The following is a 20991-nucleotide window of genomic DNA, read 5'->3' on the forward strand; positions in this document are numbered from 1 at the left end:
ACCGAGGCGCTTACGCGTTGATCGCGTCGATGCGCAGCTCAGTGTAGTTCTGGCGGTGGCCGCCGTGCTTTTGGTAGTGCTTCCGGCGACGCATCTTGAAGATGGTGACCTTGGCATGACGACCGTGCGACACAACGGTGGCCTTGACGGAAGCCCCACTGACCAGCGGCGCACCGAACTTAATCGATTCGCCTTCGCCCACTGCGAGAACCTGGTCGAGCGTGATTTCAGCGTCAATGTCAGCCGGTATCTGTTCTACTTTGAGTTTTTCGCCAACGGCAACCTTGTACTGCTTGCCGCCGGTTTTTATGACCGCGTACATTGAGAACCTCACTCTGGATCCAATTTTTCCGCACACCACGCGCGGAAAACACGTGATTATACATGGGGTTAGCACCGAAGTCAAAACCGATCGACGATTGCCGCGCACAAGCCCCGGCCGAACGGCCAAAATCACGGCTGCGGCACGTCTGACAGACCGGGATTTCGCGGATTCGACTTATAATCCGCCGCATCACCCAATTCCATCATCATGTCGTCGTCCACCGCCTCCCCCACCCTCAGCGCCGCCCACCTGCTCGCTCCGATCACCAGCGACATGGAGCAGGTAAATCGCGTTATCCGGCAAAGCCTCGCGTCCGACGTGCTGCTGATCAACCAGATCGCCGAGTACATCATCGGTGCGGGCGGCAAGCGGCTGCGTCCGGCGTTGCTGCTGCTCGTCGCCGGCGCGCTCGGCGAAACGTCGCACCAGCGGCACGTGCTGGCCGCCGTCGTCGAGTTCATCCACACGGCCACGCTGCTGCATGACGACGTCGTCGACGAATCCGAGCTGCGCCGCGGCCGCCAGACCGCCAATGCGCTGTTCGGCAACGCGGCGAGCGTGCTGGTAGGCGATTACCTCTACTCGCGCTCGTTCGAGATGATGGTCGGCGTCGGCAAGATGCGCGTGATGGAGATCCTGTCCGAAGCGACGACGATCATTTCCGAAGGCGAGGTGCTGCAGCTCCTCAACATGCACGACGCGGACGTCGACGAAACGCGCTACATGCAGGTGATCCGCTACAAGACGGCCAAGCTGTTCGAGGCGTCGGCCCGCCTGGGCGCCGTGCTCGCGGGCGCCGATGCGCCGACCGAGGCCGCCGCCGCCGAATACGGGCGCCGCATCGGTACCGCGTTCCAGATCATGGACGACTGGCTCGACTACGCAGGCACCGTCGAGGCCATGGGCAAGAACGCCGGCGACGACCTGCGCGAAGGCAAGCCGACGCTGCCGCTCATCTATCTGATCGAACGCGGCACGCCCGAGCAGTCGGCACTGGCGCGCGAAGCGATCGAACAGGGCGGCACCGATCGTTTCGACACGATCTTCGACGCGATCACGCGCTCCGGCGCACTCGATCACACGCTCGAATGCGCGCGTCAGGAAGCGCAGGCCGCAGCCGCCGCGATCGCCGCGTTCCCCGATTCGATCTACAAGGAGAGCCTGCTCGCGCTGTGCTCGTATTCGACGTCGCGACAGTCGTAAGCCGATCGCGTGCGTCGCCGCCACGGCTGCGACGACGCACCGTCGACACGGGAAATTCACCTGTCTCGAAAATTTTCTTCTCCAAGGCCTTCCCTTTTTAAAGAAACGTCGTTATAGTTATGTTCTTGCTCGACGACGCAGCGGTCTTGAAGAAGACGGCGAAATCGGAAGAGTCCAAATCGGGGTGTAGCTTAGCCTGGTAGAGCGCTACGTTCGGGACGTAGAGGCCGGAGGTTCGAATCCTCTCACCCCGACCAGATTTGTAAAAAACCGTGCACCGTGTGCACGGTTTTTTTTTGCCCGGCCGCCTCAGGCCCCATGTGTCGCGCACGACACATCGCGGTCGCCGGCCTCTGCTATATTCCCTCCATCCCTGTCCTTCACTGCCCATCCGACGCGTGGACCAAATTCCCTTATGGGCGCAAATCGGCGCCGTCTTCCTGCTTCTCCTCTGTTCCAGCTTCTTTTCGATTTCCGAGACCGCGATGATGGCGCTCAACCGCCATCGGCTGAAGCATCTCGCCGGCCAGGGCGCGCTCGGCGCGAAAACCACGCAAGGCCTGCTCACGCGCACTGACCTGCTGCTCAGCGTGATCCTGATCGGCAACAACCTGTTCAACACGATCATCCCGGTCCTGACGACGTCGCTCGCGCTGCATACGTTCGGCCGCAACAACCTCGCGCTGTCGATCGCGACCGGCATCGTCGCGTTCCTGATCATCGTGTTCGCGGAAATCGCACCGAAGATCGTCGGCGCGACCTTCCCCGAACGCATCGCCCTGCCCGCGAGCCTCGTGATCGCGCCGCTGATGCGCGTGTTCAAGCCGGTCGTCTGGTTCGTCAACGCGCTCGCGAACGGCGTGCTGTGGGCGCTGCGCATCAACACGAAGAAGGGTCGCGACCAGCGGATGTCGGCCGACGAGCTGCGCGCCATCGTGCTCGAGTCGAGCAGCTTCATGCCGACCAAGCACCGCAGCATCCTGCTCAACCTGTTCGACCTCGAGAACATCACGGTCGATGACGTGATGGTGCCGCGCCGACAGATCGAGTCGCTCAACTTCTACGCGCCGCTCGACGACGTCCTGCACCAGCTCGAGACCTGCTATCACAACCGGCTCGTCGTCTACGAAGGCGACATCGACAAGGTGCTCGGCGTGCTGCACGTGCGCAAGACGCTGACCGCGCTCCACAATCAGGAGTTCGACCGCGAGACGCTGCGCACGCTGCTCGCCGAGCCGTACTACGTGCCGTCGGGCACGCCGGTGGTCCAGCAGCTCCAGTTCTTCCAGGAAACGCGGCAACGCACCGCGCTCGTCGTCAACGAGTACGGCGAGCTCGAAGGGCTCGTCACGCCCGAAGACATCATCGAGGAACTGATCGGCGAATTCACGACGTCGATGCCGCGCAGCGAACGCGCGGGCGGCTGGGACGAGAACGGCGAATGCATCGTGTCGGCCAGCATGCCGCTGCGCGAACTGAACCGCTGGCTGCACCTGAAGCTGCCGACCGACGGTCCGAAGACGCTGAACGGACTGGTGCTCGAAATCCTCGAGGAAATTCCGGAAGACGACGTGTGCCTGAAGATCGGCGACGTGATGCTCGAGGTGATGCGCAGCGACGATCAGGCCGTGCGCACCGTCAAGCTCTTCAAGCCGCGCGGCGCGCGCACCGCACGCGCCGCCACCCGCTAGCCGAACGGCCGACTGCCGGCGCCGCCCGCGACGCGCGACCATCTGCAGGTCACGGTCAACAGGCGGCCAGCGTGCCGGCTCACATGCCTTTTCCTCCTTCCGGGGCGCCGCTGCGCATGCAGCCGCCGCCCGCCCGCTCCGCCGCGCCGCCTGCCGCCGTGCCTCACGCACTCGACGCGGCCCAGCTCGACGATGCGCCGGCCGTGCGGCTGCTGACGGACACGCTGCACGCGGCACGCGTGCGCGATGCATCCGACATCCACGTCGAGCCGTTCGAAACCGGCTGGCGCATCCGCCTGCGTATCGACGGCGTGCTGCACGACCACGCGCGGCCGCCCGCGCACCTGCGCGACGCGCTCGTCACGCGAATCAAGGTGCTCGCGCGCATGGACATCGCCGAGCGGCGACTTCCGCAGGACGGCAGGCTGCGCATCGCGATCGACGGCGGCACGCGCGGCGACTATCGCGTCAGCTCGCTGCCGACGCTGTTCGGCGAAAAGCTGGTGCTGCGGCGCCTCGACACGCTGCCGCCCGATCTCACGCTCGCCCGTCTCGGCTTCGACGCGCAGCAGGCCGCCGCGATGGAGGCCGCGATACGCGCACCGCATGGCCTCGTGCTCGTCACCGGCCCGACCGGCAGCGGCAAGACGCTATCGCTCTACTGCGCGCTGCAGATGCTCGATCGCGACGCGCACAACGTCTGCACGGTCGAGGATCCCGCCGAGATCCAGCTCGACGGGATCAACCAGGTCGGTGTCGCCGAAAAGGCCGGGCTCACGTTCGCGACGGCGCTGCGTGCGCTGTTGCGGCAGGATCCGGACATCATCATGGTCGGCGAGATACGCGATGCCGAAACGGCCGACGTCGCGATCAAGGCCGCGCAGACCGGCCATCTCGTACTGTCGACGCTGCACACGAACGACGCGCCGGCCGCCATCGCCCGCATGCTCGATATCGGCGTCGCGCCGTACAACCTCGCGGCCGCGCTGCAGCTCGTCACCGCGCAGCGCCTCGTCCGGCGCCTGTGCGTCGCATGCCGTGTCCCGTCGGACGCACCGGCGCGCGGGCTGCGGGAAGCCGGCTGCGACCCGGCGGCGCTGGCGGCCGGATGGCGGCCCTTCGTCGCGCGCGGCTGCGCCGCCTGTCACGGGATCGGCTATCGCGGCCGCATCGGGCTGCATCAGACGATGCCAGTCTCGCCGGAACTCGCGGAGCGCATCGTCGCGCGCGCAAGCGTCGGGGCGCTCGCGCAATGCGCGGCAGCCGAAGGCGTGCGCAACCTGCGCGATGCCGCATTCGCACGCGTGCGGGACGGCACGACGAGCCTCGCGGAAGCCGTCGCCGCCACCCCCGCCGTATGAGCACGCCCACGCCGCCGCGCGAAACCCGCTTCGCGTGGCGCGGCCGCCGTCGCGACGGCACACCGCACCGCGGAACCGTCGTCGCCTTCGACGCCGCAGCCGCGCGCGCCACGCTCGCACGCGACGGCATCGCGGTGTTGTCGCTCGACGTCCGCGGGCCGGCCCGACCGCCGACGGCCGGCGCGCGGGAGATCACGCGTTTCACGCGCCAGCTCGCGAGCCTGTTGCAGGCCGGGCTGCCGATCGCACCGTCGCTCGAGATGCTCGCGCGTACACGGTCGCGCGACGGCGTGCCGCGCATCGCCGCGGGCCTCGCCCGCGAGATCGTCGGCGGGCGGCGCTTCGCCGACGCGCTCGCGCGCTATCCGTCGCAGTTCGGCACGCTGTACCGTCAGTTGATCGAAGTCGGCGAAGCGTCCGGCTCGCTCGGCATCGTGCTGACGCGCGTCGCCGAACACCGCGAGCGCGCCGATACGCAATGGCGCAAACTGCGGGCCGCCCTCGCGTATCCGGCCGCCGTCATCCTGTTCGCGCTCGCGATCTCGGCCGCGCTGATGGTGTGGGTCGTGCCGACGTTCCGGCAGATTTTCGACGGTTTCGGCGCAGCCCTGCCCGCGCCGACCCGCGTGCTGCTCGCGCTGTCTTCCGCATTGTCGGCGTGGGGCGGCGCGCTCGTGGCCGGCGCCGCGGCAGCGGCACTCGCCGCGCAGCACGCGCTTCGGCGGTCCGCACCGTTGCGCCATGCGGTCGCGCGCTGCCTGCTGCGGGCGCCGCTCGCGGGCAGCGCGCTCGAGCGATACGCGGCCGCACGCTGGTGCCGTTCGCTTGCAACGCTGCTCGGCGCCGGCGTGCCGCTCGCCGACGCCTTCGCCACCCTCGAGCGCACGGCCGGCCATCCGGTGTTCGCGCACGCCACCGCGCACGTCGCGGCACGCGTGTTGCGCGGCGCGCGCCTCGCCGATGCGATGCGCTCGGCCGGCTGCTTTCCGGACGACGTCGTCCAGCCGATCGCCGTCGCCGAGGAAACCGGTGCGCTCGACACGATGCTCGCCGACATCGCGGCGCTCTGCGAACGCCAGCTCGACACGCGTCTCGATGCGCTCGCGGCGCTCGGCGAACCGCTGATCGTGATCGTCCTGGGCGCACTTGTCGGCGGCCTCGTGATCGCGATGTACCTGCCCATCCTTCAGCTCGGCAACGTGGTGTAGCATCGCAACCGATTCTGTCGCCTTTTAAGTCCGAACCTTGAGCCTCATGACGCCCGCGCCCCTGTCCGCCGTTTCCGAATCGCCCGAGAGCACGCTGCTCGTGCTGGCGATGCTGCCGCCCGCGCTGCAGTACGCGTTCGCGGTCGTCATCGGCCTGTGCGTCGGCAGCTTCCTGAACGTGGTCGTGCACCGGCTGCCCGTGATGATGCAGCGCGCGTGGCAGGCCGAGATCGACGAAGCGACCGGCAACGCCGGCGCCGCGCCCGACGACGGTTATCCGCCGCGCTACGACCTGTGGCGCCCGCGCAGCGCCTGCCCGCATTGCGGCCACGTGCTGCGCGCATGGGAGAACATCCCGCTCGTCAGCTATCTGATGCTGCGAGGGCGCTGCCGCCGCTGCGGCCACGCGATCGGCATCGGTTATCCCCTCGTCGAGCTCGCGTGCGCGCTGCTCGCTGCCGGCTCGCTCGCCGCGTTCGGTCCGACCGTCGCCGCGCTCGCCGCATTCGCACTGTGCGCCGCGCTGCTCGCGATGAGCGCGATCGACATCCGCACCGGCTACCTGCCCGACTCGATGACGCTGCCGCTGCTCTGGGCCGGGCTCGTGCTGAATCTCGGCGGCACGTTCACGTCGCTGCGCTCGGCCGTGATCGGCGCGATGGCCGGCTATCTGTTCCTGTGGTCCATCTACTGGCTGTTCAAATGGCTGCGCGGCATCGAGGGCATCGGCTTCGGCGACCTGAAGCTGCTTGCCGCGCTCGGCGCGTGGATGGGCTGGGCCGCGCTGCCGCAGGTCGTGCTGTTCGCCGCCGTGACGGGCGCGATCGTCGGGCTCGTCGCGACCTGGCGCGGCCGCATGCGCCTCGAGGAGCCGATTCCGTTCGGCCCGTTCCTCGCGGCCGGCGGCGCCGCGACGCTGTTTTTCGGCACGCCGTTCTATTTCGCGCTCGGAGGCTGACATGTACGCAGTAGGACTCACGGGCGGCATCGGCAGCGGCAAGACGACCGTCGCCGACCTGTTCGGCGCCCGCGGCGCGTCGCTCGTCGATACCGATCTGATCGCCCACCGCATCACCGCCCCCGGCGGCCTCGCGATGCCCGCGATCGAACAGGCGTTCGGCCACGACTACGTTGCCGCCGACGGCTCGCTCGATCGCGCGAAGATGCGCACGCTGATCTTCAGCGACGACGATGCGCGCCGGCGCCTCGAAGCGATCACGCATCCGCTGATCCGCGCGGAAACCGATCGCGAAGCACGCGACGCGCAGGGCCCGTACGTGATGTTCGTCGTGCCGCTGCTCGTCGAGTCGGGCAACTGGAAGGCGCGCAGCGATCGCGTGCTCGTCGTCGATTGCCCGGTCGAAACGCAGATTGCGCGCGTGATGCGGCGCAACGGCTTCACACGCGAGCAGGTCGAAGCGATCATCGCGCGACAGGCGTCACGCGAAGCCCGCCTCGCGGCGGCCGACGACGTGATCGTCAACGACGCGGTGACGCCCGATGCACTCGCCGCGCAGGTCGATGCACTGCACCAACGTTATGTCGCGTTCGCGGCCGCCGCGCACTGAGCATCGCGCGCGATCGTGATGGTGTACGAAATTGGCGCGTTGCTAGGGTAGAGAGTGAGCATTAGAATGTCCTGCATTGTTTCCATCCCTACCCAAGAGGCGAGCGCGCTTGATTCTTTACGAGTATCCGTTCAACGAGCGAATTCGCACGCTGTTGCGCCTCGAAGATCTGTTCGAGCGCTTCGCGTTCTTTTTGGCTCAGGAGGACCCGCGTGAACACCACGTCGCGCTGACGACGCTGTTCGAAATCGCCGAGGTAACGGGCCGCGCGGACCTGAAATCGGATCTGATGAAGGAGCTCGAACGTCAACGCCAGACGCTCGCCCCCTTTCGCGGCAATCCGGGCATCGAGCAGAACGCGCTCGAAGCCGTGCTCGGCGAAATCGAGCAGACGCTGGCCAATCTCGCGCAGATGCAGGGCAAGACCGGCCAGCACCTCGTGGACAACGAATGGCTCGCCAGCATCCGCAGCCGTGCGGTGATTCCCGGCGGCACGTGCAAGTTCGACCTGCCGTCGTACTACGCGTGGCAGCAATGGCCCGCCGAGCAACGGCGCCAGGACATCGCGAAGTGGATTCTGCCGATGCTGCCGCTGCGCGACGCCGCGTCGATCGTGCTGCGGCTCGCGCGCGAATCGGGTCAGGCGTCGAAGGTCATGGCGATGCAGGGCAGCTACCAGCAGATGCTGTCGGGCCGCACCTACCAGCTGATGCAGGTCCGCGTGCCGCCGGAGCTGCGCGTCATTCCCGAAGCGAGCGCCAACAAATACATGCTGTGGGTACGGTTCACCATGCAGGACGGCGATGTGCGGCCGCGCGCGGTGGATATCGACGTGCCGTTCCATCTGACACTGTGCAATCTGTAACGGCCGTGTGCCGGATCGCTTTCGTATGACTACCGTTGTGAAATGCCCGTCGTGCGGCGCCGCAGTGCGCTGGACGCCTGAAAATCAGTTCCGCCCGTTCTGTTCGGCCCGCTGCAAGCAACTCGATCTCGGGGCCTGGGCCGCGGAAAAGTACCGGATCGGCGGGTCTTCCGACGAGGGCCCCTCGTCGGAAGAAGACGGCACGGACGACCGTCGCGATAGCTGAGACAGCCGAGCGGCACCGCCCGTCGGCGATATGGCCCGCCTTTCCGGCAGGCCGCCACGGCGTCAGTTCGACGCCGCCTCCTTCTCGAGCAATTCGAGCACCGGCAGCGCCGCCGGCAGCAGCGGCGCAACGGCGACCGGCAGTTTCTGCCAGACGAACGCCTGCCCTTCCTTGCTGTGCGGCTCGCCCGTCCAGCCCGTCACCTTGCAGAAATAGAGCCGCACGTACGCATGCGGATAATCGTGCTCGAGCGTGTGCCAGCGATGGCTGGCCGTGACCTCGATGCCGAGCTCCTCGTGGAGTTCGCGCGCGAGCGCGTCCTCGACGCTTTCGCCGGCCTCCAGCTTGCCGCCCGGAAACTCCCAGTACCCTTCATACGGCTTGCCCTGCAGGCGTTGCGCGAGCAGGTAGCTGCCGTCCGGCTGAACCATCACGCCGACCGCGACTTCCGTCACCTTGCGGCCGTCCGGTGCGCGCACGGCGCCTTGTGCGAGATCCGCGCTCATGCCTGCTCCTTGCGGCCCGACCAGTCACGCGCGAACTGCCACGCGACGCGCCCCGACCGCGAACCGCGCTCGAGCGCCCACACGAGCGCGTCGCCGCGCGCGGACTCGATCTCCGCGTCCGGGCAGCCGAAGTGGCGCAGCCAGTGCCCGACGATGTCGAGATAATCGTCCTGCTTGAACGGATAGAAGCTGACCCACAGGCCGAAGCGCTCCGACAGCGAGATCTTCTCCTCGACGACTTCGCCGGGGTGAATCTCGCCATCCGGGAGATGCTTGTACGACTCGTTGTCGCTCATGTACTCGGGCAGCAGATGGCGGCGGTTCGACGTCGCGTAGATCAGCACGTTGTCCGACTGCGCGGCGATCGAGCCGTCGAGCGCGACCTTCAGCGCCTTGTAGCCCGATTCGCCCTCCTCGAACGACAGGTCGTCGCAGAACACGATGAACCGCTCCGGACGCTGCGAGATCAGGTCGACGATGTCGCCGAGATCGTGCAGGTCGTCCTTGTCGACTTCGATCAGGCGCAGCCCGTCGTTCGCGTACGCGTTCAGGCATGCCTTGATCAGCGACGACTTGCCGGTACCGCGCGCGCCGGTCAGCAGCACGTTGTTGGCCGGCTTCTTCTGCACGAACTGCCGCGTGTTCTGCTCGATCAACCCTTTCTGGCGATCGATGTTGTGCAGGTCGGCGAGCGTGATCGACGACACGGCCGGCACCGGCTGCAAGTAGCCGCGCCCCTGGCGCTTGCGCCAGCGGAATGCGTGGGCGGCGTTCCAGTCGACGGCCGCCGGCGCGGGCGGCAGCATCCCCTCGAGGCGGCCAAGCAGCGCTTCGGCGCGGGTCAGAAACTGTTCAAGCTTGTCCATGGCGTTCGAACGCCCCCGATCAGGAGCGGTAATCCGCGTTGATGCTCACGTAATCGTGCGACAGGTCGCACGTCCAGACGGTGGCCTGCGCGTCGCCGCGGCCGAGCAGCACGCGAATCGTGATTTCGCTCTGCTTCATCACGCGCTGGCCGTCCTCTTCCTGGTAGGCCGGGTTGCGGCCGCCCGCCTTCGCGACGAGCACGTCGTCGAGATAGAGGTCGATCTTGCCGACGTCGAGATCCGCGACGCCTGCATAGCCGATCGCCGCGAGAATCCGGCCGAGGTTGGGGTCGGATGCGTAGAAAGCCGTCTTCACGAGCGGCGAATGGCCGATCGCATAGGCGATCTGGCGGCATTCGGCGACGCTCTTGCCGCCTTCGACCTGCACCGTCATGAATTTCGTCGCGCCTTCGCCGTCGCGCACGATCAACTGCGACAGCACCTGCGCGACTTCCGTCACCGCGTCGCGCAGCGCCGCATAAGCCGGCGAATCGGTCGACGTGATGGCCGGCAGCGTGCTCTTGCCCGATGCGATCAGGATGAACGAGTCGTTCGTCGACGTGTCGCCGTCGATCGTGATGCAGTTGAACGAGCGGTCGGCGACTTCCTTCACGAGCGTGTCGAGCACCGGCTGCGCGACGTTCGCGTCGAATGCGAGGAAGCCGAGCATCGTCGCCATGTTCGGCTTGATCATGCCCGCGCCCTTGCTGATGCCCGTCAGCGTGACCGTGTGGCCGTCGATCGTCACCTGGCGCGACGTGGCCTTCGGCAGCGTGTCGGTCGTCATGATCGCCTGCGCGGCATCGAACCAGTTCGCGGCCTTGCGGTTCGCGAGCGCGGCCGGCAGCCCGGCCTTCAGGCGGTCGATCGGCAGCGGCTCGAGGATCACGCCGGTCGAGAACGGTAGCACCTGCGCCGGCTCGATGCCCGCGAGGCGCGCGAGTTCCGTGCAGGTTTCGCGCGCGTTCGCGAGGCCCGGCTCGCCGGTACCGGCGTTGGCATTGCCCGTATTCACGACGAGCGCGCGAATGCCCGCACCGCCCGCGCGCACCTTCGCCAGATGCTCGCGGCAGACGATGACCGGCGCGGCGCAGAAGCGGTTTTCGGTGAACACGCCCGCGACCGTTGCGCCTTCGTCGACGGAGATGACCAGCACGTCCTTGCGATTCGGCTTGCGGATATTCGCTTCCGCCCAGCCGAGCGTGACGCCGGCGACGGGATGCAGTTGGGCGGGATCGATCGACGGAAAATTGACAGCCATGGGGCACACCTGCCGGATGGAAAATGCCGGCATACGCCGGCATCGATTGGAAGAACCGGCGGCCGCACGCGCGGGCCGCCGCAACTCACATCAGTCACGCGAAGCTGGATCGAAGCGGCACGCGTGACGCGCGCCGCCGCCGATCATGACAGCTTCCCGTGACACTGCTTGTACTTCTTGCCGCTGCCGCACGGGCACGGGTCGTTGCGGCCGACCTTCGGCATCTCGCCGCCCGGGCCGCTGTGCGTCATCGCGCTGCCGACCATGTCGGCCGTCGCCGTGGCGGCCGCGGCAGCCGTGACGTTCGCCACCGGCGCACCGGCGTCCGCGTAGTCGGCGTGCTGATACTCGACGTTCTCGAGATGACCGGCGCGCTCCTCGATCTGCTCGGCGGCTTCCTCGAGCTGCTCCGGCGACTGGATCTGCACGTTCATCACGACACGCGTGACTTCCTGCTTGATCGCCTCGAGCATCGCGGCGAACAGTTCGAACGCCTCGCGCTTGTATTCCTGCTTCGGGTTCTTCTGCGCATAGCCGCGCAGGTGGATGCCCTGGCGCAGGTGGTCGAGCGCCGCGAGGTGTTCGCGCCACAGGCGGTCGACCGTCTGCAGCATCACCGAGCGCTCGAACGCGCTGAACGATTCGCGGCCGACCATCGCGACCTTGCTCTCGTACTGCTCGTCGGCGGCCGTCATCACGGCATCGAGAATTTCCTCGGCCGTGATCGACGACGACTCGTTCACCATTTCCTGAATCGCGAGGTCGAGCTGCCAGTCGTTGCGCAGCGCTTCCTCGAGCTCGGGCACGTCCCACTGCTCTTCGATGCTGCCTTCCGGCACGAACTGGCGGACGACTTCGGTGATCACGCCATGACGCATCGCGGTGATCGTCTCGGTGATGTCGTGCGCTTCGAGCAGCTCGTTGCGCTGCTGGTAGATCACCTTGCGCTGGTCGTTCGACACGTCGTCGTATTCGAGCAGCTGCTTGCGGATGTCGAAGTTGCGCGCTTCGACCTTGCGCTGCGCGGATTCGATCGAGCGCGTGACGATGCCGGCCTCGATCGCCTCGCCTTCCGGCATCTTCAGGCGATCCATGATCGAGCGCACGCGGTCGCCCGCGAAGATGCGCAGCAGCGGATCGTCGAGCGACAGGTAGAAGCGCGACGAGCCCGGATCGCCCTGGCGGCCCGCACGGCCGCGCAGCTGGTTGTCGATCCGGCGGGATTCGTGGCGCTCGGTGCCGATGATGTGCAGGCCGCCCGCCGCCTTCACCTGCTCGTGCAGCGTTTCCCACTCGTCGTGCAGCTGCTGGATGCGGCGCGCCTTTTCGTCGGCCGGGATCGCGTCGTCGGCCTCGATGAACGCGGCCTGCTTCTCGGCATTGCCGCCGAGCACGATGTCGGTACCGCGGCCGGCCATGTTGGTCGCGATCGTCACGCGGTTCGGCCGGCCGGCTTCCGCGACGATCGCGGCTTCACGCTCGTGCTGCTTCGCGTTCAGCACTTCGTGCGGCAACCCGGCCTGCTTCAGCAGGTGCGACAGCAACTCGGAGTTCTCGATCGACGTCGTGCCGACCAGCACCGGCTGGCCGCGCTCGTAGCAGTCGCGGATGTCGCGGATCACCGCGTCGTAGCGCTCCTTGGCCGTCTTGTAGATCTGGTCCTGTTTGTCGATCCGCTTCGGCGGACGGTTGGTCGGGATCACGACCGTTTCGAGACCGTAGATCTCGTTGAATTCGTACGCTTCGGTGTCCGCGGTACCGGTCATGCCGGCCAGCTTCGCGTACATCCGGAAGTAGTTCTGGAACGTGATCGACGCGAGCGTCTGGTTCTCGCTCTGGATCTTTACGTGCTCCTTGGCCTCGACCGCCTGATGCAGGCCGTCGGACCAGCGGCGGCCGGCCATCAGGCGGCCCGTGAATTCGTCGACGATGACCACTTCGCCGTTCTGCACGACGTAGTGCTGATCCTTGTGGAACAGCGTGTGCGCGCGCAGCGCCGCGTACACGTGGTGCATCAGCGTGATGTTCTGCGGCGCGTACAGGCTCTCGCCCTCGCCGATCAGGCCCCATTCGGCGAGCAGGCGCTCGGCCTTCTCGTGGCCCGACTCCGTCAGGAACACCTGGCGCGCCTTCTCGTCGAGCGTGTAGTCGCCCGGCTTCTCGACGCCCGTGCCGTCGGCCTTCTCTTCGCCAATCTGGCGCTCGAGCAGCGGCGGCAGCGCATTCATCCGCACGTACAGCTCGGTGTGATCCTCGGCCTGGCCCGAAATGATCAGCGGCGTGCGCGCCTCGTCGATCAGGATCGAGTCCACTTCATCGACAACCGCAAAGTTCAGCGCCCGCTGCACGCGCGCATCGGTCTCGTAGACCATGTTGTCGCGCAGGTAGTCGAAGCCGAACTCGTTGTTCGTGCCGTACGTGATGTCCGCGGCGTACGCCTGCTGCTTCTGGTCGTGCTCCATGCCGGACAGGTTGATGCCGACCGACAGACCGAGGAAGTTGTAGAGGCGCGCCATCCATTCGGCGTCGCGCTGCGCGAGGTAGTCGTTGACGGTCACGACGTGTACGCCGCGGCCGGCGAGCGCATTCAGGTACACGGGCAGCGTCGCGACGAGCGTCTTGCCCTCGCCGGTGCGCATTTCCGCGATCTTGCCGTAGTGGAGCACCATGCCGCCGATCATCTGCACGTCGAAGTGCCGCATCTTCAGCACGCGACGGCTGGCCTCGCGACAGACCGCGAACGCCTCGGGCAGCAGCTTGTCGAGCGACTCGCCGGCCGCGACACGCTGGCGGAATTCGTCCGTCTTGCCGCGCAACTGGTCGTCCGTCAGCTTCTCGATCTGCGTTTCGAGCGCATTGATCGTCGCGACGGTCTTTTGGTATTGCTTGACGAGCCGCTGGTTGCGGCTGCCAAAAATTTTCTGGAGAAAACCGGTTGTCATCGGATCGGATCCTGCGTCGCAGCACCGGCGCCCGGCGCGTGTTGCGCGCCCCGGCGCCCGAGCCTCGGCGGCTTAGCGAATTAGTGGACTCAAACGTCGAATTTTAGCACGCGGGGAAGCGCACGCCTGTCTCTCGGCGGGACGGGCGCCGCACGCCGACGGCCGGGCCGGCGGGGCGAAAGCCGCCCGGGCATGGGCCGGCGCGGGTACAATCGGCGGCAACGTCCGCGCGCGTGCGCGCCCGAAGAATGCCTCGATGAACCGATTTTCCAAGCGTTTCGGCCCGCTCGCCGCCTATCGCCCGCAACCCGTGTCGGAAGTGCTCGGCCGCACCGACGCGTTCGCGGCGCTGCGCGCCGGCGTCGAGCAGATCGCGTCGCTGCAGCGCGATCTCGCCGCGCTCCTGCCCGACTACCTCGCGAATCACATCGAACCGGGCTTCATCAAGGACGGCACCCTGACCCTCTTTGCCGCGCACAATGCGCTGGCTGCCCGGTTGCGGCAGGTCGAGCCGCGGCTGCTCGGCGATCTGCAGAAGCGCGGCTGGCCCGTGACGACGCTGCGCGTGCGCGTGCGGCCGAAGGACGCGCCGGAGCCGCCGCACGTGAAGCAGGCGCGGATGACCTCGGTCGGCGCCGCCGCCCTGCGCGATCTTGCCGATCATCTCGAACCATCGCCGCTGCAGGCCGCGCTTGCCCGCATGGCGGCCCGGCACGGCGCCAAGTCGCGCTGACGGCGCCTTTGGCCGGCAGCGGCCGGCCAACAAAAAAGCGGCCCGAAGGCCGCTTTTTTATCGCTCGCGCAACGCGCCGGTTACGCAAAGGCCGTCTGCGCGTCGAACGCGAAGCCCTTCGGCGCGGCCTGCGGATCGTCGAACGTCACGATCTCGTACGCGTCTTCGTGCGCGAGCAGCTCGCGCAGCAACGCGTTGTTCAGGCCATGACCCGACTTGTACGCGGTGTACGACGCCAGCAGCGGGTGACCGATCACGTACAGGTCGCCGATCGCGTCGAGCATCTTGTGCTTCACGAATTCGTCGTCGTAGCGCAGCCCGTCGTTGTTCAGGATGCGGTACTCGTCGAGCACGATCGCGTTGTCCATGCTGCCGCCGCGCGCCAGGCCGATCTCGCGCAGCATCTCGGCTTCGTGCGCGAAGCCGAACGTGCGCGCACGCGCGATCTCGCGCACGTACGACGTGGTGGCGAAATCGACTTCGAGCTCCTGGCCCGTCTTGTCGACGGCCGGGTGACGAAAATCGATCGAGAACTTCAGCTTGAAGCCGAAATACGGGTCGAGACGCGCGAACTTGTCGCCATCGCGGATTTCGACCGGCTTCTTCACCTTGATGAAGCGTTTCGGCGCGTTCTGCTCCTCGATGCCGGCGGACTGGATCAGGAACACGAACGTTGCCGCGCTGCCGTCCATGATCGGGATTTCCTCGGCCGTCACGTCGACATACAGGTTGTCGATGCCGAGCCCCGCGCACGCGGACATCAGGTGCTCGACGGTCGACACGCGCACGCCATCCTTCTGCAGCACCGACGCGAGCCGCGTGTCGCCGATCGACATCGCCGAGGCGGGAATGTCGACGGGCGTGGGCAGGTCGACGCGTGAAAAGACGATGCCCGTGCCGGGCGCGGCGGGACGGAGCGTCAACTCGATCTTGCGACCCGAGTGGACACCGATACCGACGGTCTTCACGATGGACTTGATGGTGCGCTGCTTCAACATGGTGTTCTTCGTCTTGATTGAAGATATCAATCAGGAGTTATATTCGATAGGCGGGATTATAGCGTAATTCCCTATTCAACGCTGTTTGCAACTGCGTATCAATCTGTTTCGACAGTTTACCCGTGCCGATACGGGACGGGCCGATGCCCGGAACGGAGGCGTTTCCGGTCATCAGCCCGTGTTACAACTGCCCTGAGGCCGGTGAGCAGCGTTGCCGGCAGGCAACGGCGCACCGCACGATCAGGACGTCAACGTCGCGAGAACACTCGCCGCATCGCTCACTTCGAATTTGCCCGGCGCCTCGACGGCCAGCGTCTTGACCACACCGCCGTCAATCACCATCGCGTAGCGCAGGGAACGAATCCCCATGCCACGCGCGGACAAATCCTGCGTCAGCCCCAGCGCAAGAGTGAAAGCCGCGCTGCCGTCCGCCATCATGCGCACCTTGCCCGCGGTGTGCAGATCACGTCCCCATGCGCCCATCACGAATGCGTCGTTGACGGACACGCACCAGATCTCGTCGATACCCGCCGTGCGCAATTGCTCGGCGTGTTCGACGTAGCCCGGTACATGCTGCGCCGAGCAGGTCGGCGTGAACGCGCCCGGCAATCCGAAGATCACCACCCGCTTCCCCGCAACCTGGTCGCGCACGCTGTAGGCGTTCGGCCCCAGCGTGCACCCTTCGCGCGCGTCGTCGATGAACTCGAACAACTGCGCGTCGGGCAGCGCGTCGCCCACTTGAATCATGGCTGGTCCCTCATAGCGATACGGTTTTTCAGCGTGTTGCGGACAGCACGGTCCATCCCGCCCCGCCTGAGCGAAGAGGGCACGTTTCCCGGCCCGGCGTCGCAGCCGACGCGGCCTGTCCTGGTCCGTAGCATCCGTCACGCCGGCGATACCGCGGCGGTTTCGCCGCGGCTTCGCCTGTGTTTGCGTCAGTCAGCCTGCTTGCGCAGGAAAGCCGGGATGTCGTACGTGTCGACACCCTTCTCCTGCAGCGCCTGCACGTGCGATGCCGCGGTTTCGCGCGAATTGCGCCACACTGCCGGCGTATCCAGCGCGCCGTAGTCCGCCGTGCTGACGTGATGAGCCGGTGCATAGCCGTGCGACACCGCGCTGACCGGCTGGTTGTCCGTACCCGTGCGCAGCAGCGTCATCGGTGCCGACTGCTGCTTCTTCGCCGCACGGCCCAGACCCGTTGCCACGACCGTCACGCGCAGCGCATCGCCCATCGCGTCGTCGTACACCGCACCGAAGATCACCGTCGCATCTTCCGCCGCGTAGCTCTTGATCGTGTTCATCACTTCGCGGGTTTCCGACAGGCGCAGCGAACGGCTCGACGTGATGTTGACCAGCACGCCGCGCGCGCCCGACAGATCGACGCCTTCGAGCAGCGGGCTCGCCACGGCCTGTTCCGCCGCGAGGCGTGCGCGATCGACGCCGGCAACCGTCGCCGTGCCCATCATCGCCTTGCCCTGCTCGCCCATCACCGTCTTCACGTCTTCGAAGTCGACGTTCACGAGGCCATCGACGTTGATGATTTCAGCGATGCCGGCGACCGCGTTGTTCAACACGTCGTCCGCGCACTGGAAGCACTTGTCCATCTCGGCGTCGTCGCCCATCACGTCGAACAGCTTGTCGTTCAGAACGACGATCAGCGAGTCGACGTGATCCTCCAGTTGCTGCGAACCTGCTTCCGCGACGCGCATGCGCTTGCCGCCTTCGAACTCGAACGGCTTGCTGACGACGCCAACCGTCAGGATGCCCATCTCCTTCGCGATCTGCGCGACCACCGGTGCCGCGCCCGTGCCCGTGCCGCCACCCATGCCGGCGGTGATGAACACCATGTGCGCGCCGCGCAGTGCGTCGGCGATGCGCTCACGCGCTTCTTCCGCTGCCGCGCGGCCCATTTCCGGTTTCGCGCCGGCGCCGAGGCCGGTGTTGCCGAGCTGGATCACCGACGATGCGCGCGAACGCGACAGCGCCTGGGCGTCCGTGTTCATCACGATGAAGTCGACGCCCTGCACGCCGCGGTTGATCATGTGCTGGACGGCATTGCCGCCAGCGCCGCCAACGCCGACCACCTTGATGATGGTGCCGTTGGTCTCGGTTTCCAGCATTTCGAATTCCATGTTGCCTCCGTCAAGAGAAAAACTGCTAATCGGCCGTTATTCGGCAGGAGATCGGGCAACCTCCTGTCGCGCGCCAGCCGCCGGCACCAGCGCGAATTTCGATTCGGTTCGTCAAAAGTTGCTCAGGAACCATTCCTTCATCCGCGAGAACACCTGCCCCGCGTTGCCGGACTGCACGGCGACCTTGCGGCCGCGCATGCGCTGAGCACTGCCTTCGACCAGCAGCCCCATCGCCGTCGAGTAGCGCGGATTGCGCACGACGTCGGAGAGGCCGCCTGCATATTCCGGCGCGCCGATGCGCACCGGTTTCAGGAAAATGTCTTCGCCGAGCTCGACCATGCCGGGCATCATCGACGCACCGCCGGTAATGACCACGCCGGAGCTCAACAGTTCTTCGTAACCCGATTCGCGCACGACCTGCTGCACGAGCGAGAACAGTTCCTCGACGCGCGGCTCGATCACGGCCGCGAGCGCCTGGCGCGACAGCGTGCGCGGGCCGCGTTCGCCGAGGCCCGGCACTTCGACCATTTCGTCCGGATCGGCGAGCGCCTGCTTCGCGATTCCGTAGCCGACCTTGATGTCTTCCGCATCCGGCGTCGGCGTGCGCAGCGCCATCGCGATGTCGCTCGTGATCTGGTCGCCGGCGATCGGAATCACCGCGGTGTGACGGATCGCGCCTTCGGCGAAGATCGCGATGTCCGTCGTGCCGCCGCCGATGTCGACCAGCACCACGCCGAGATCCTTCTCGTCTTCCGTCAGCACCGCCAGCGACGACGCGAGCGGCTGCAGGATCAGGTCGTTCACTTCCAGCCCGCAGCGGCGCACGCACTTGACGATGTTCTGCGCGGCGCTCACCGCGCCCGTCACGATGTGCACCTTCACTTCCAGCCGGATACCGCTCATCCCGATCGGCTCGCGCACGTCTTCCTGACCGTCGATGATGAATTCCTGCGTGAGGATGTGCAGCACCTGCTGGTCGGTCGGGATGTTGATCGCCTTCGCGGTCTCGATCACGCGCGCGACGTCCGTCTGCGTGACTTCCTTGTCCTTGATCGCGACCATCCCGCTCGAGTTGAAGCTGCGGATGTGGCTGCCCGCGATCCCCGTGAACACGTTGGTGATCTTGCAGTCGGCCATCAGCTCCGCCTCCTCGAGCGCGCGCTGGATCGACTGCACGGTGGCCTCGATGTTGACCACCACACCTTTCTTCAGACCCTTCGACTCGCTCTGGCCGAGACCGATCACCTCGTAGTGACCCTCGCCCTTCAGCTCGGCGACGATGGCCACCACCTTCGACGTGCCGATGTCGAGGGAAACCAGCAGATCCTTGTAGTCTTTGCTCATAAAGTGCTCTTGCGTGTGATCTCTCGTTACTTCTTGCGCTTGTCGGTATCGGTCAGGAACCGCATGCCTGCCGCGCGAATCGCGAATCCGTTCGGATAGCGCAGGTCCGCGTACTCGATGTCGTTGCCCCAACGCTCCGTGACGGCCGGCCAGGCCGCGACCAGGCGCTGGCTCCGGTCATGCAACGTGTCGCTGTTGCGTTCCTTGCCCAGCTCGACCTGCATGCCGTTCGACAGCTTCACCGTCCACGCGTACCGCGCCGACAGCGTCACTTCTTCCGGCGCCGCCTTCAGCGGCGCAAACCATTTCCCGAAGTCGCGGTACCGCGTGACGACTTCCTTCGCACTGCCTTCCGGGCCGTCGAACGCCGGCAGTTCCTGCTCCAGCTCGCCCTGGTTCGCGGTGAACAGCTCGCCGTCGACGCTCACCAGCTGGTCGCTGCCCCAGGTCCCGAGCGGTTTGTACTCCTCCAGCGTGACAGCCAGCGCATTCGGCCACACCCGGCGCACGCTCGCATGGCGCACCCACGGCATCTGCTCGAACGCGGCGCGCGCCGCATCGAGATCGACCGTGAAGAAATTGCCCTTCAGTCGGCCGACCACGCCCGCGCGCACCGTCGGCGAGTTGATGTGCTCGGTATCGCCGTCGATCCGGATTTCCCGCAGCGCGAACGTCGGGCGCTGGATCAGCCAGTAGCAACCGGCCGCCGCCAACACGAGCAGCAGCAGCGCGTACAGCGCGCTGGCGGCAAGGTTGAGTTGGCGAACGTTGTTCCACATACGTCGTTCCGTTCCTGCGTCAGTCGTTGAGCGTGAGCGACAGCACCTTCACGACCAGCTCCGAATAGCTGATGCCGACCGCGCGCGCCGCCTTCGGCGGCAGCGAGTGGTCGGTCATCCCGGGGGCCGTGTTCACTTCCAGGAAATACGCATTGCCGGCCGCGTCGAGCATGAAATCCGCGCGGCCCCAGTCGGTACAGCCGAGCACGTCGAACGCGCGGCGCGCGATGCGCTTCAGTTCCGCCTCCTGTTCGGCGGGCAGGCCGCACGGGATCAGGTACTGCGTGTCGTCGGCGACGTACTTCGCGTGGTAGTCGTAGAACTCGCCCGCCGGCACGATCTTGATCAGCGGCAGGTCGAGATCGCCGGCGATGCACGCGGTGTATTCGCCGCCGCCCTCGATGCTCTTCTCGACGATCACGATCTTGTCGTGCGTGGCGGCCTCTTCCAGCGCGGCCGGCAACGCGTCGGCCGTCTTCACCTTCAGCACCGCGACGCTCGAGCCTTCGCTCGCCGGCTTCACGAACAGCGGCAGGCCGAGCTTCGCGACGATGTCGGCCGCGCGCGCGGCCAGATCGTCGCCGCGCATCACCGTCTCGAACGGCGGCGTCGGCACGCCCGTCTGCTGCCATACGAGCTTCGTGCGGAACTTGTCGAGGCCGAGCGCCGACCCGAGCACGCCGCTGCCCGTGTAGCGAATGCCGTAGAAATCGAGCGCGCCCTGGATCTGGCCGTTCTCGCCGTAGCCGCCGTGCAGCGCGTTGAACGCGCGCACGAAACCTTCGTCCTTCAGCGCCGACAGCGGCCGCTCGGCCGGGTCGAACGGATGCGCATCGACGCCCGCGTCGCGCAGGCCCTGCAGCACGAGGCGGCCCGAGGTGAGCGACACCTCGCGCTCGGCGGATTCCCCGCCGAACAACACCGCCACCTTGCCGAAACGTTTCGGATCGATTCCGCTCATGCCAGCCTCCGCCGGGCCGCCC

Annotated in this window: 20 protein-coding genes and 1 tRNA gene; 10 read left to right on the top strand and 11 right to left on the bottom strand. The window is 66.6% G+C overall.

Translation table 11 applies throughout. The features are described from left to right. Positions 1 to 10 precede the first annotated feature (10 nt). On the bottom strand, positions 11 to 322 hold the full coding sequence (gene rplU, locus HWX00_RS19205) for a 50S ribosomal protein L21 (RefSeq protein WP_027783472.1): 312 nt from the start codon (positions 320 to 322) through the stop codon (positions 11 to 13). Between the two features lie 210 nt (positions 323 to 532). Between rplU and HWX00_RS19210 the strand changes: the two genes are divergently transcribed. From HWX00_RS19210 to HWX00_RS19250, 9 genes are all read left to right on the top strand, one after another. Next, the gene (locus HWX00_RS19210; protein ID WP_031398933.1) at positions 533 to 1528 is read left to right on the top strand and encodes a polyprenyl synthetase family protein; all 996 of its coding nucleotides are present in this window, start codon (positions 533 to 535) and stop codon (positions 1526 to 1528) included. A gap of 180 nt (positions 1529 to 1708) precedes the next feature. Further along, positions 1709 to 1785, top strand: a tRNA-Pro gene (locus tag HWX00_RS19215). 141 nt (positions 1786 to 1926) lie between these two features. Continuing rightward, entirely contained in the window at positions 1927 to 3219 is a 1293-nt protein-coding gene (locus HWX00_RS19220) for an HlyC/CorC family transporter (protein ID WP_175027950.1), read from the top strand. A gap of 83 nt (positions 3220 to 3302) precedes the next feature. After that, positions 3303 to 4580, top strand: coding sequence for a GspE/PulE family protein (locus HWX00_RS19225; protein ID WP_049030432.1), 1278 nt, complete (start codon positions 3303 to 3305; stop codon positions 4578 to 4580). Beyond that, positions 4577 to 5788, top strand: a complete 1212-nt coding sequence (locus HWX00_RS19230; protein WP_175027952.1) for a type II secretion system F family protein — start codon at positions 4577 to 4579, stop codon at positions 5786 to 5788. The genes HWX00_RS19225 and HWX00_RS19230 overlap by 4 nt, the downstream gene beginning before the upstream one ends. A gap of 46 nt (positions 5789 to 5834) precedes the next feature. Continuing rightward, complete coding sequence (locus tag HWX00_RS19235) at positions 5835 to 6746, top strand: prepilin peptidase (RefSeq protein WP_175027953.1); 912 nt, start codon at positions 5835 to 5837, stop codon at positions 6744 to 6746. A gap of 1 nt (position 6747) precedes the next feature. Next, a complete protein-coding gene (coaE, locus tag HWX00_RS19240; protein WP_059558070.1) occupies positions 6748 to 7356 on the top strand; it encodes a dephospho-CoA kinase in 609 nt (202 codons plus the stop codon). A gap of 109 nt (positions 7357 to 7465) precedes the next feature. After that, positions 7466 to 8221, top strand: a complete 756-nt coding sequence (gene zapD / locus HWX00_RS19245; RefSeq protein ID WP_034186363.1) for a cell division protein ZapD — start codon at positions 7466 to 7468, stop codon at positions 8219 to 8221. A 25-nt stretch (positions 8222 to 8246) separates the two neighbouring features. After that, the gene (locus HWX00_RS19250; protein ID WP_080287726.1) at positions 8247 to 8447 is read left to right on the top strand and encodes a DNA gyrase inhibitor YacG; all 201 of its coding nucleotides are present in this window, start codon (positions 8247 to 8249) and stop codon (positions 8445 to 8447) included. A gap of 62 nt (positions 8448 to 8509) precedes the next feature. Here the strand turns inward: HWX00_RS19250 and HWX00_RS19255 are convergent, their stop codons facing one another. From HWX00_RS19255 to secA, 4 genes are all read right to left on the bottom strand, one after another. After that, positions 8510 to 8953: an NUDIX domain-containing protein gene (locus HWX00_RS19255; protein ID WP_034186362.1), complete on the bottom strand. Its 444-nt coding sequence runs from the start codon at positions 8951 to 8953 to the stop codon at positions 8510 to 8512. Beyond that, positions 8950 to 9819, bottom strand: coding sequence for an ATP-binding protein (locus HWX00_RS19260; RefSeq protein WP_069706783.1), 870 nt, complete (start codon positions 9817 to 9819; stop codon positions 8950 to 8952). Before HWX00_RS19260 ends, HWX00_RS19255 begins: the two co-directional genes overlap by 4 nt. A 19-nt stretch (positions 9820 to 9838) precedes the next feature. After that, positions 9839 to 11080 carry a bifunctional glutamate N-acetyltransferase/amino-acid acetyltransferase ArgJ gene (gene argJ / locus HWX00_RS19265; protein WP_175027954.1) on the bottom strand — a complete coding sequence of 414 codons (1242 nt, stop codon included), beginning with the start codon at positions 11078 to 11080 and terminating at the stop codon, positions 9839 to 9841. Positions 11081 to 11223: 143 nt separating this feature from the next. After that, positions 11224 to 14022 (bottom strand): preprotein translocase subunit SecA, encoded by a 2799-nt coding sequence (secA, locus tag HWX00_RS19270; protein WP_034186359.1) that lies wholly within the window; start codon positions 14020 to 14022, stop codon positions 11224 to 11226. 256 nt (positions 14023 to 14278) lie between these two features. Between secA and HWX00_RS19275 the strand changes: the two genes are divergently transcribed. Continuing rightward, the gene (locus HWX00_RS19275) at positions 14279 to 14755 is read left to right on the top strand and encodes a DciA family protein (RefSeq protein WP_034186358.1); all 477 of its coding nucleotides are present in this window, start codon (positions 14279 to 14281) and stop codon (positions 14753 to 14755) included. An 80-nt stretch (positions 14756 to 14835) separates the two neighbouring features. Here the strand turns inward: HWX00_RS19275 and lpxC are convergent, their stop codons facing one another. From lpxC to HWX00_RS19305, 6 genes are all read right to left on the bottom strand, one after another. Further along, positions 14836 to 15753, bottom strand: a complete 918-nt coding sequence (lpxC, locus tag HWX00_RS19280) for a UDP-3-O-acyl-N-acetylglucosamine deacetylase (protein ID WP_006487145.1) — start codon at positions 15751 to 15753, stop codon at positions 14836 to 14838. A gap of 240 nt (positions 15754 to 15993) precedes the next feature. Further along, a complete protein-coding gene (locus HWX00_RS19285; protein ID WP_124609720.1) occupies positions 15994 to 16500 on the bottom strand; it encodes a peroxiredoxin in 507 nt (168 codons plus the stop codon). A gap of 188 nt (positions 16501 to 16688) precedes the next feature. Beyond that, on the bottom strand, positions 16689 to 17885 hold the full coding sequence (gene ftsZ, locus HWX00_RS19290; RefSeq protein WP_021159911.1) for a cell division protein FtsZ: 1197 nt from the start codon (positions 17883 to 17885) through the stop codon (positions 16689 to 16691). Positions 17886 to 17996: 111 nt separating this feature from the next. Continuing rightward, a complete protein-coding gene (ftsA, locus tag HWX00_RS19295; RefSeq protein ID WP_006487138.1) occupies positions 17997 to 19229 on the bottom strand; it encodes a cell division protein FtsA in 1233 nt (410 codons plus the stop codon). Positions 19230 to 19255: 26 nt separating this feature from the next. Further along, positions 19256 to 20008 carry a cell division protein FtsQ/DivIB gene (locus HWX00_RS19300; RefSeq protein WP_034186356.1) on the bottom strand — a complete coding sequence of 251 codons (753 nt, stop codon included), beginning with the start codon at positions 20006 to 20008 and terminating at the stop codon, positions 19256 to 19258. Positions 20009 to 20027: 19 nt separating this feature from the next. Continuing rightward, positions 20028 to 20969, bottom strand: a complete 942-nt coding sequence (locus HWX00_RS19305; protein ID WP_034186355.1) for a D-alanine--D-alanine ligase — start codon at positions 20967 to 20969, stop codon at positions 20028 to 20030. Positions 20970 to 20991: the final 22 nt, after the last annotated feature.

Source organism: Burkholderia seminalis DSM 23518, from assembly GCF_902832885.1.
Lineage (GTDB): Bacteria > Pseudomonadota > Gammaproteobacteria > Burkholderiales > Burkholderiaceae > Burkholderia > Burkholderia seminalis.

Excerpts from the sequence above, each read along its gene's own strand:
- HWX00_RS19260 (WP_069706783.1), bottom strand. The coding sequence starts at position 9,819 with ATGGACAAGCTTGAACAGTTTCTGACCCGCGCCGAAGCGCTGCTTGGC.
- lpxC (WP_006487145.1), bottom strand. The coding sequence starts at position 15,753 with ATGTTGAAGCAGCGCACCATCAAGTCCATCGTGAAGACCGTCGGTATC.
- HWX00_RS19255 (WP_034186362.1), bottom strand. The coding sequence starts at position 8,953 with ATGAGCGCGGATCTCGCACAAGGCGCCGTGCGCGCACCGGACGGCCGC.
- rplU (WP_027783472.1), bottom strand. The coding sequence starts at position 322 with ATGTACGCGGTCATAAAAACCGGCGGCAAGCAGTACAAGGTTGCCGTT.
- ftsA (WP_006487138.1), bottom strand. The coding sequence starts at position 19,229 with ATGAGCAAAGACTACAAGGATCTGCTGGTTTCCCTCGACATCGGCACG.
- HWX00_RS19285 (WP_124609720.1), bottom strand. The coding sequence starts at position 16,500 with ATGATTCAAGTGGGCGACGCGCTGCCCGACGCGCAGTTGTTCGAGTTC.
- ftsZ (WP_021159911.1), bottom strand. The coding sequence starts at position 17,885 with ATGGAATTCGAAATGCTGGAAACCGAGACCAACGGCACCATCATCAAG.
- HWX00_RS19250 (WP_080287726.1), top strand. The coding sequence starts at position 8,247 with ATGACTACCGTTGTGAAATGCCCGTCGTGCGGCGCCGCAGTGCGCTGG.
- argJ (WP_175027954.1), bottom strand. The coding sequence starts at position 11,080 with ATGGCTGTCAATTTTCCGTCGATCGATCCCGCCCAACTGCATCCCGTC.
- secA (WP_034186359.1), bottom strand. The coding sequence starts at position 14,022 with ATGACAACCGGTTTTCTCCAGAAAATTTTTGGCAGCCGCAACCAGCGG.
- HWX00_RS19305 (WP_034186355.1), bottom strand. The coding sequence starts at position 20,969 with ATGAGCGGAATCGATCCGAAACGTTTCGGCAAGGTGGCGGTGTTGTTC.
- HWX00_RS19230 (WP_175027952.1), top strand. The coding sequence starts at position 4,577 with ATGAGCACGCCCACGCCGCCGCGCGAAACCCGCTTCGCGTGGCGCGGC.
- coaE (WP_059558070.1), top strand. The coding sequence starts at position 6,748 with ATGTACGCAGTAGGACTCACGGGCGGCATCGGCAGCGGCAAGACGACC.
- HWX00_RS19300 (WP_034186356.1), bottom strand. The coding sequence starts at position 20,008 with ATGTGGAACAACGTTCGCCAACTCAACCTTGCCGCCAGCGCGCTGTAC.
- HWX00_RS19235 (WP_175027953.1), top strand. The coding sequence starts at position 5,835 with ATGACGCCCGCGCCCCTGTCCGCCGTTTCCGAATCGCCCGAGAGCACG.
- HWX00_RS19225 (WP_049030432.1), top strand. The coding sequence starts at position 3,303 with ATGCCTTTTCCTCCTTCCGGGGCGCCGCTGCGCATGCAGCCGCCGCCC.
- HWX00_RS19275 (WP_034186358.1), top strand. The coding sequence starts at position 14,279 with ATGAACCGATTTTCCAAGCGTTTCGGCCCGCTCGCCGCCTATCGCCCG.
- HWX00_RS19210 (WP_031398933.1), top strand. The coding sequence starts at position 533 with ATGTCGTCGTCCACCGCCTCCCCCACCCTCAGCGCCGCCCACCTGCTC.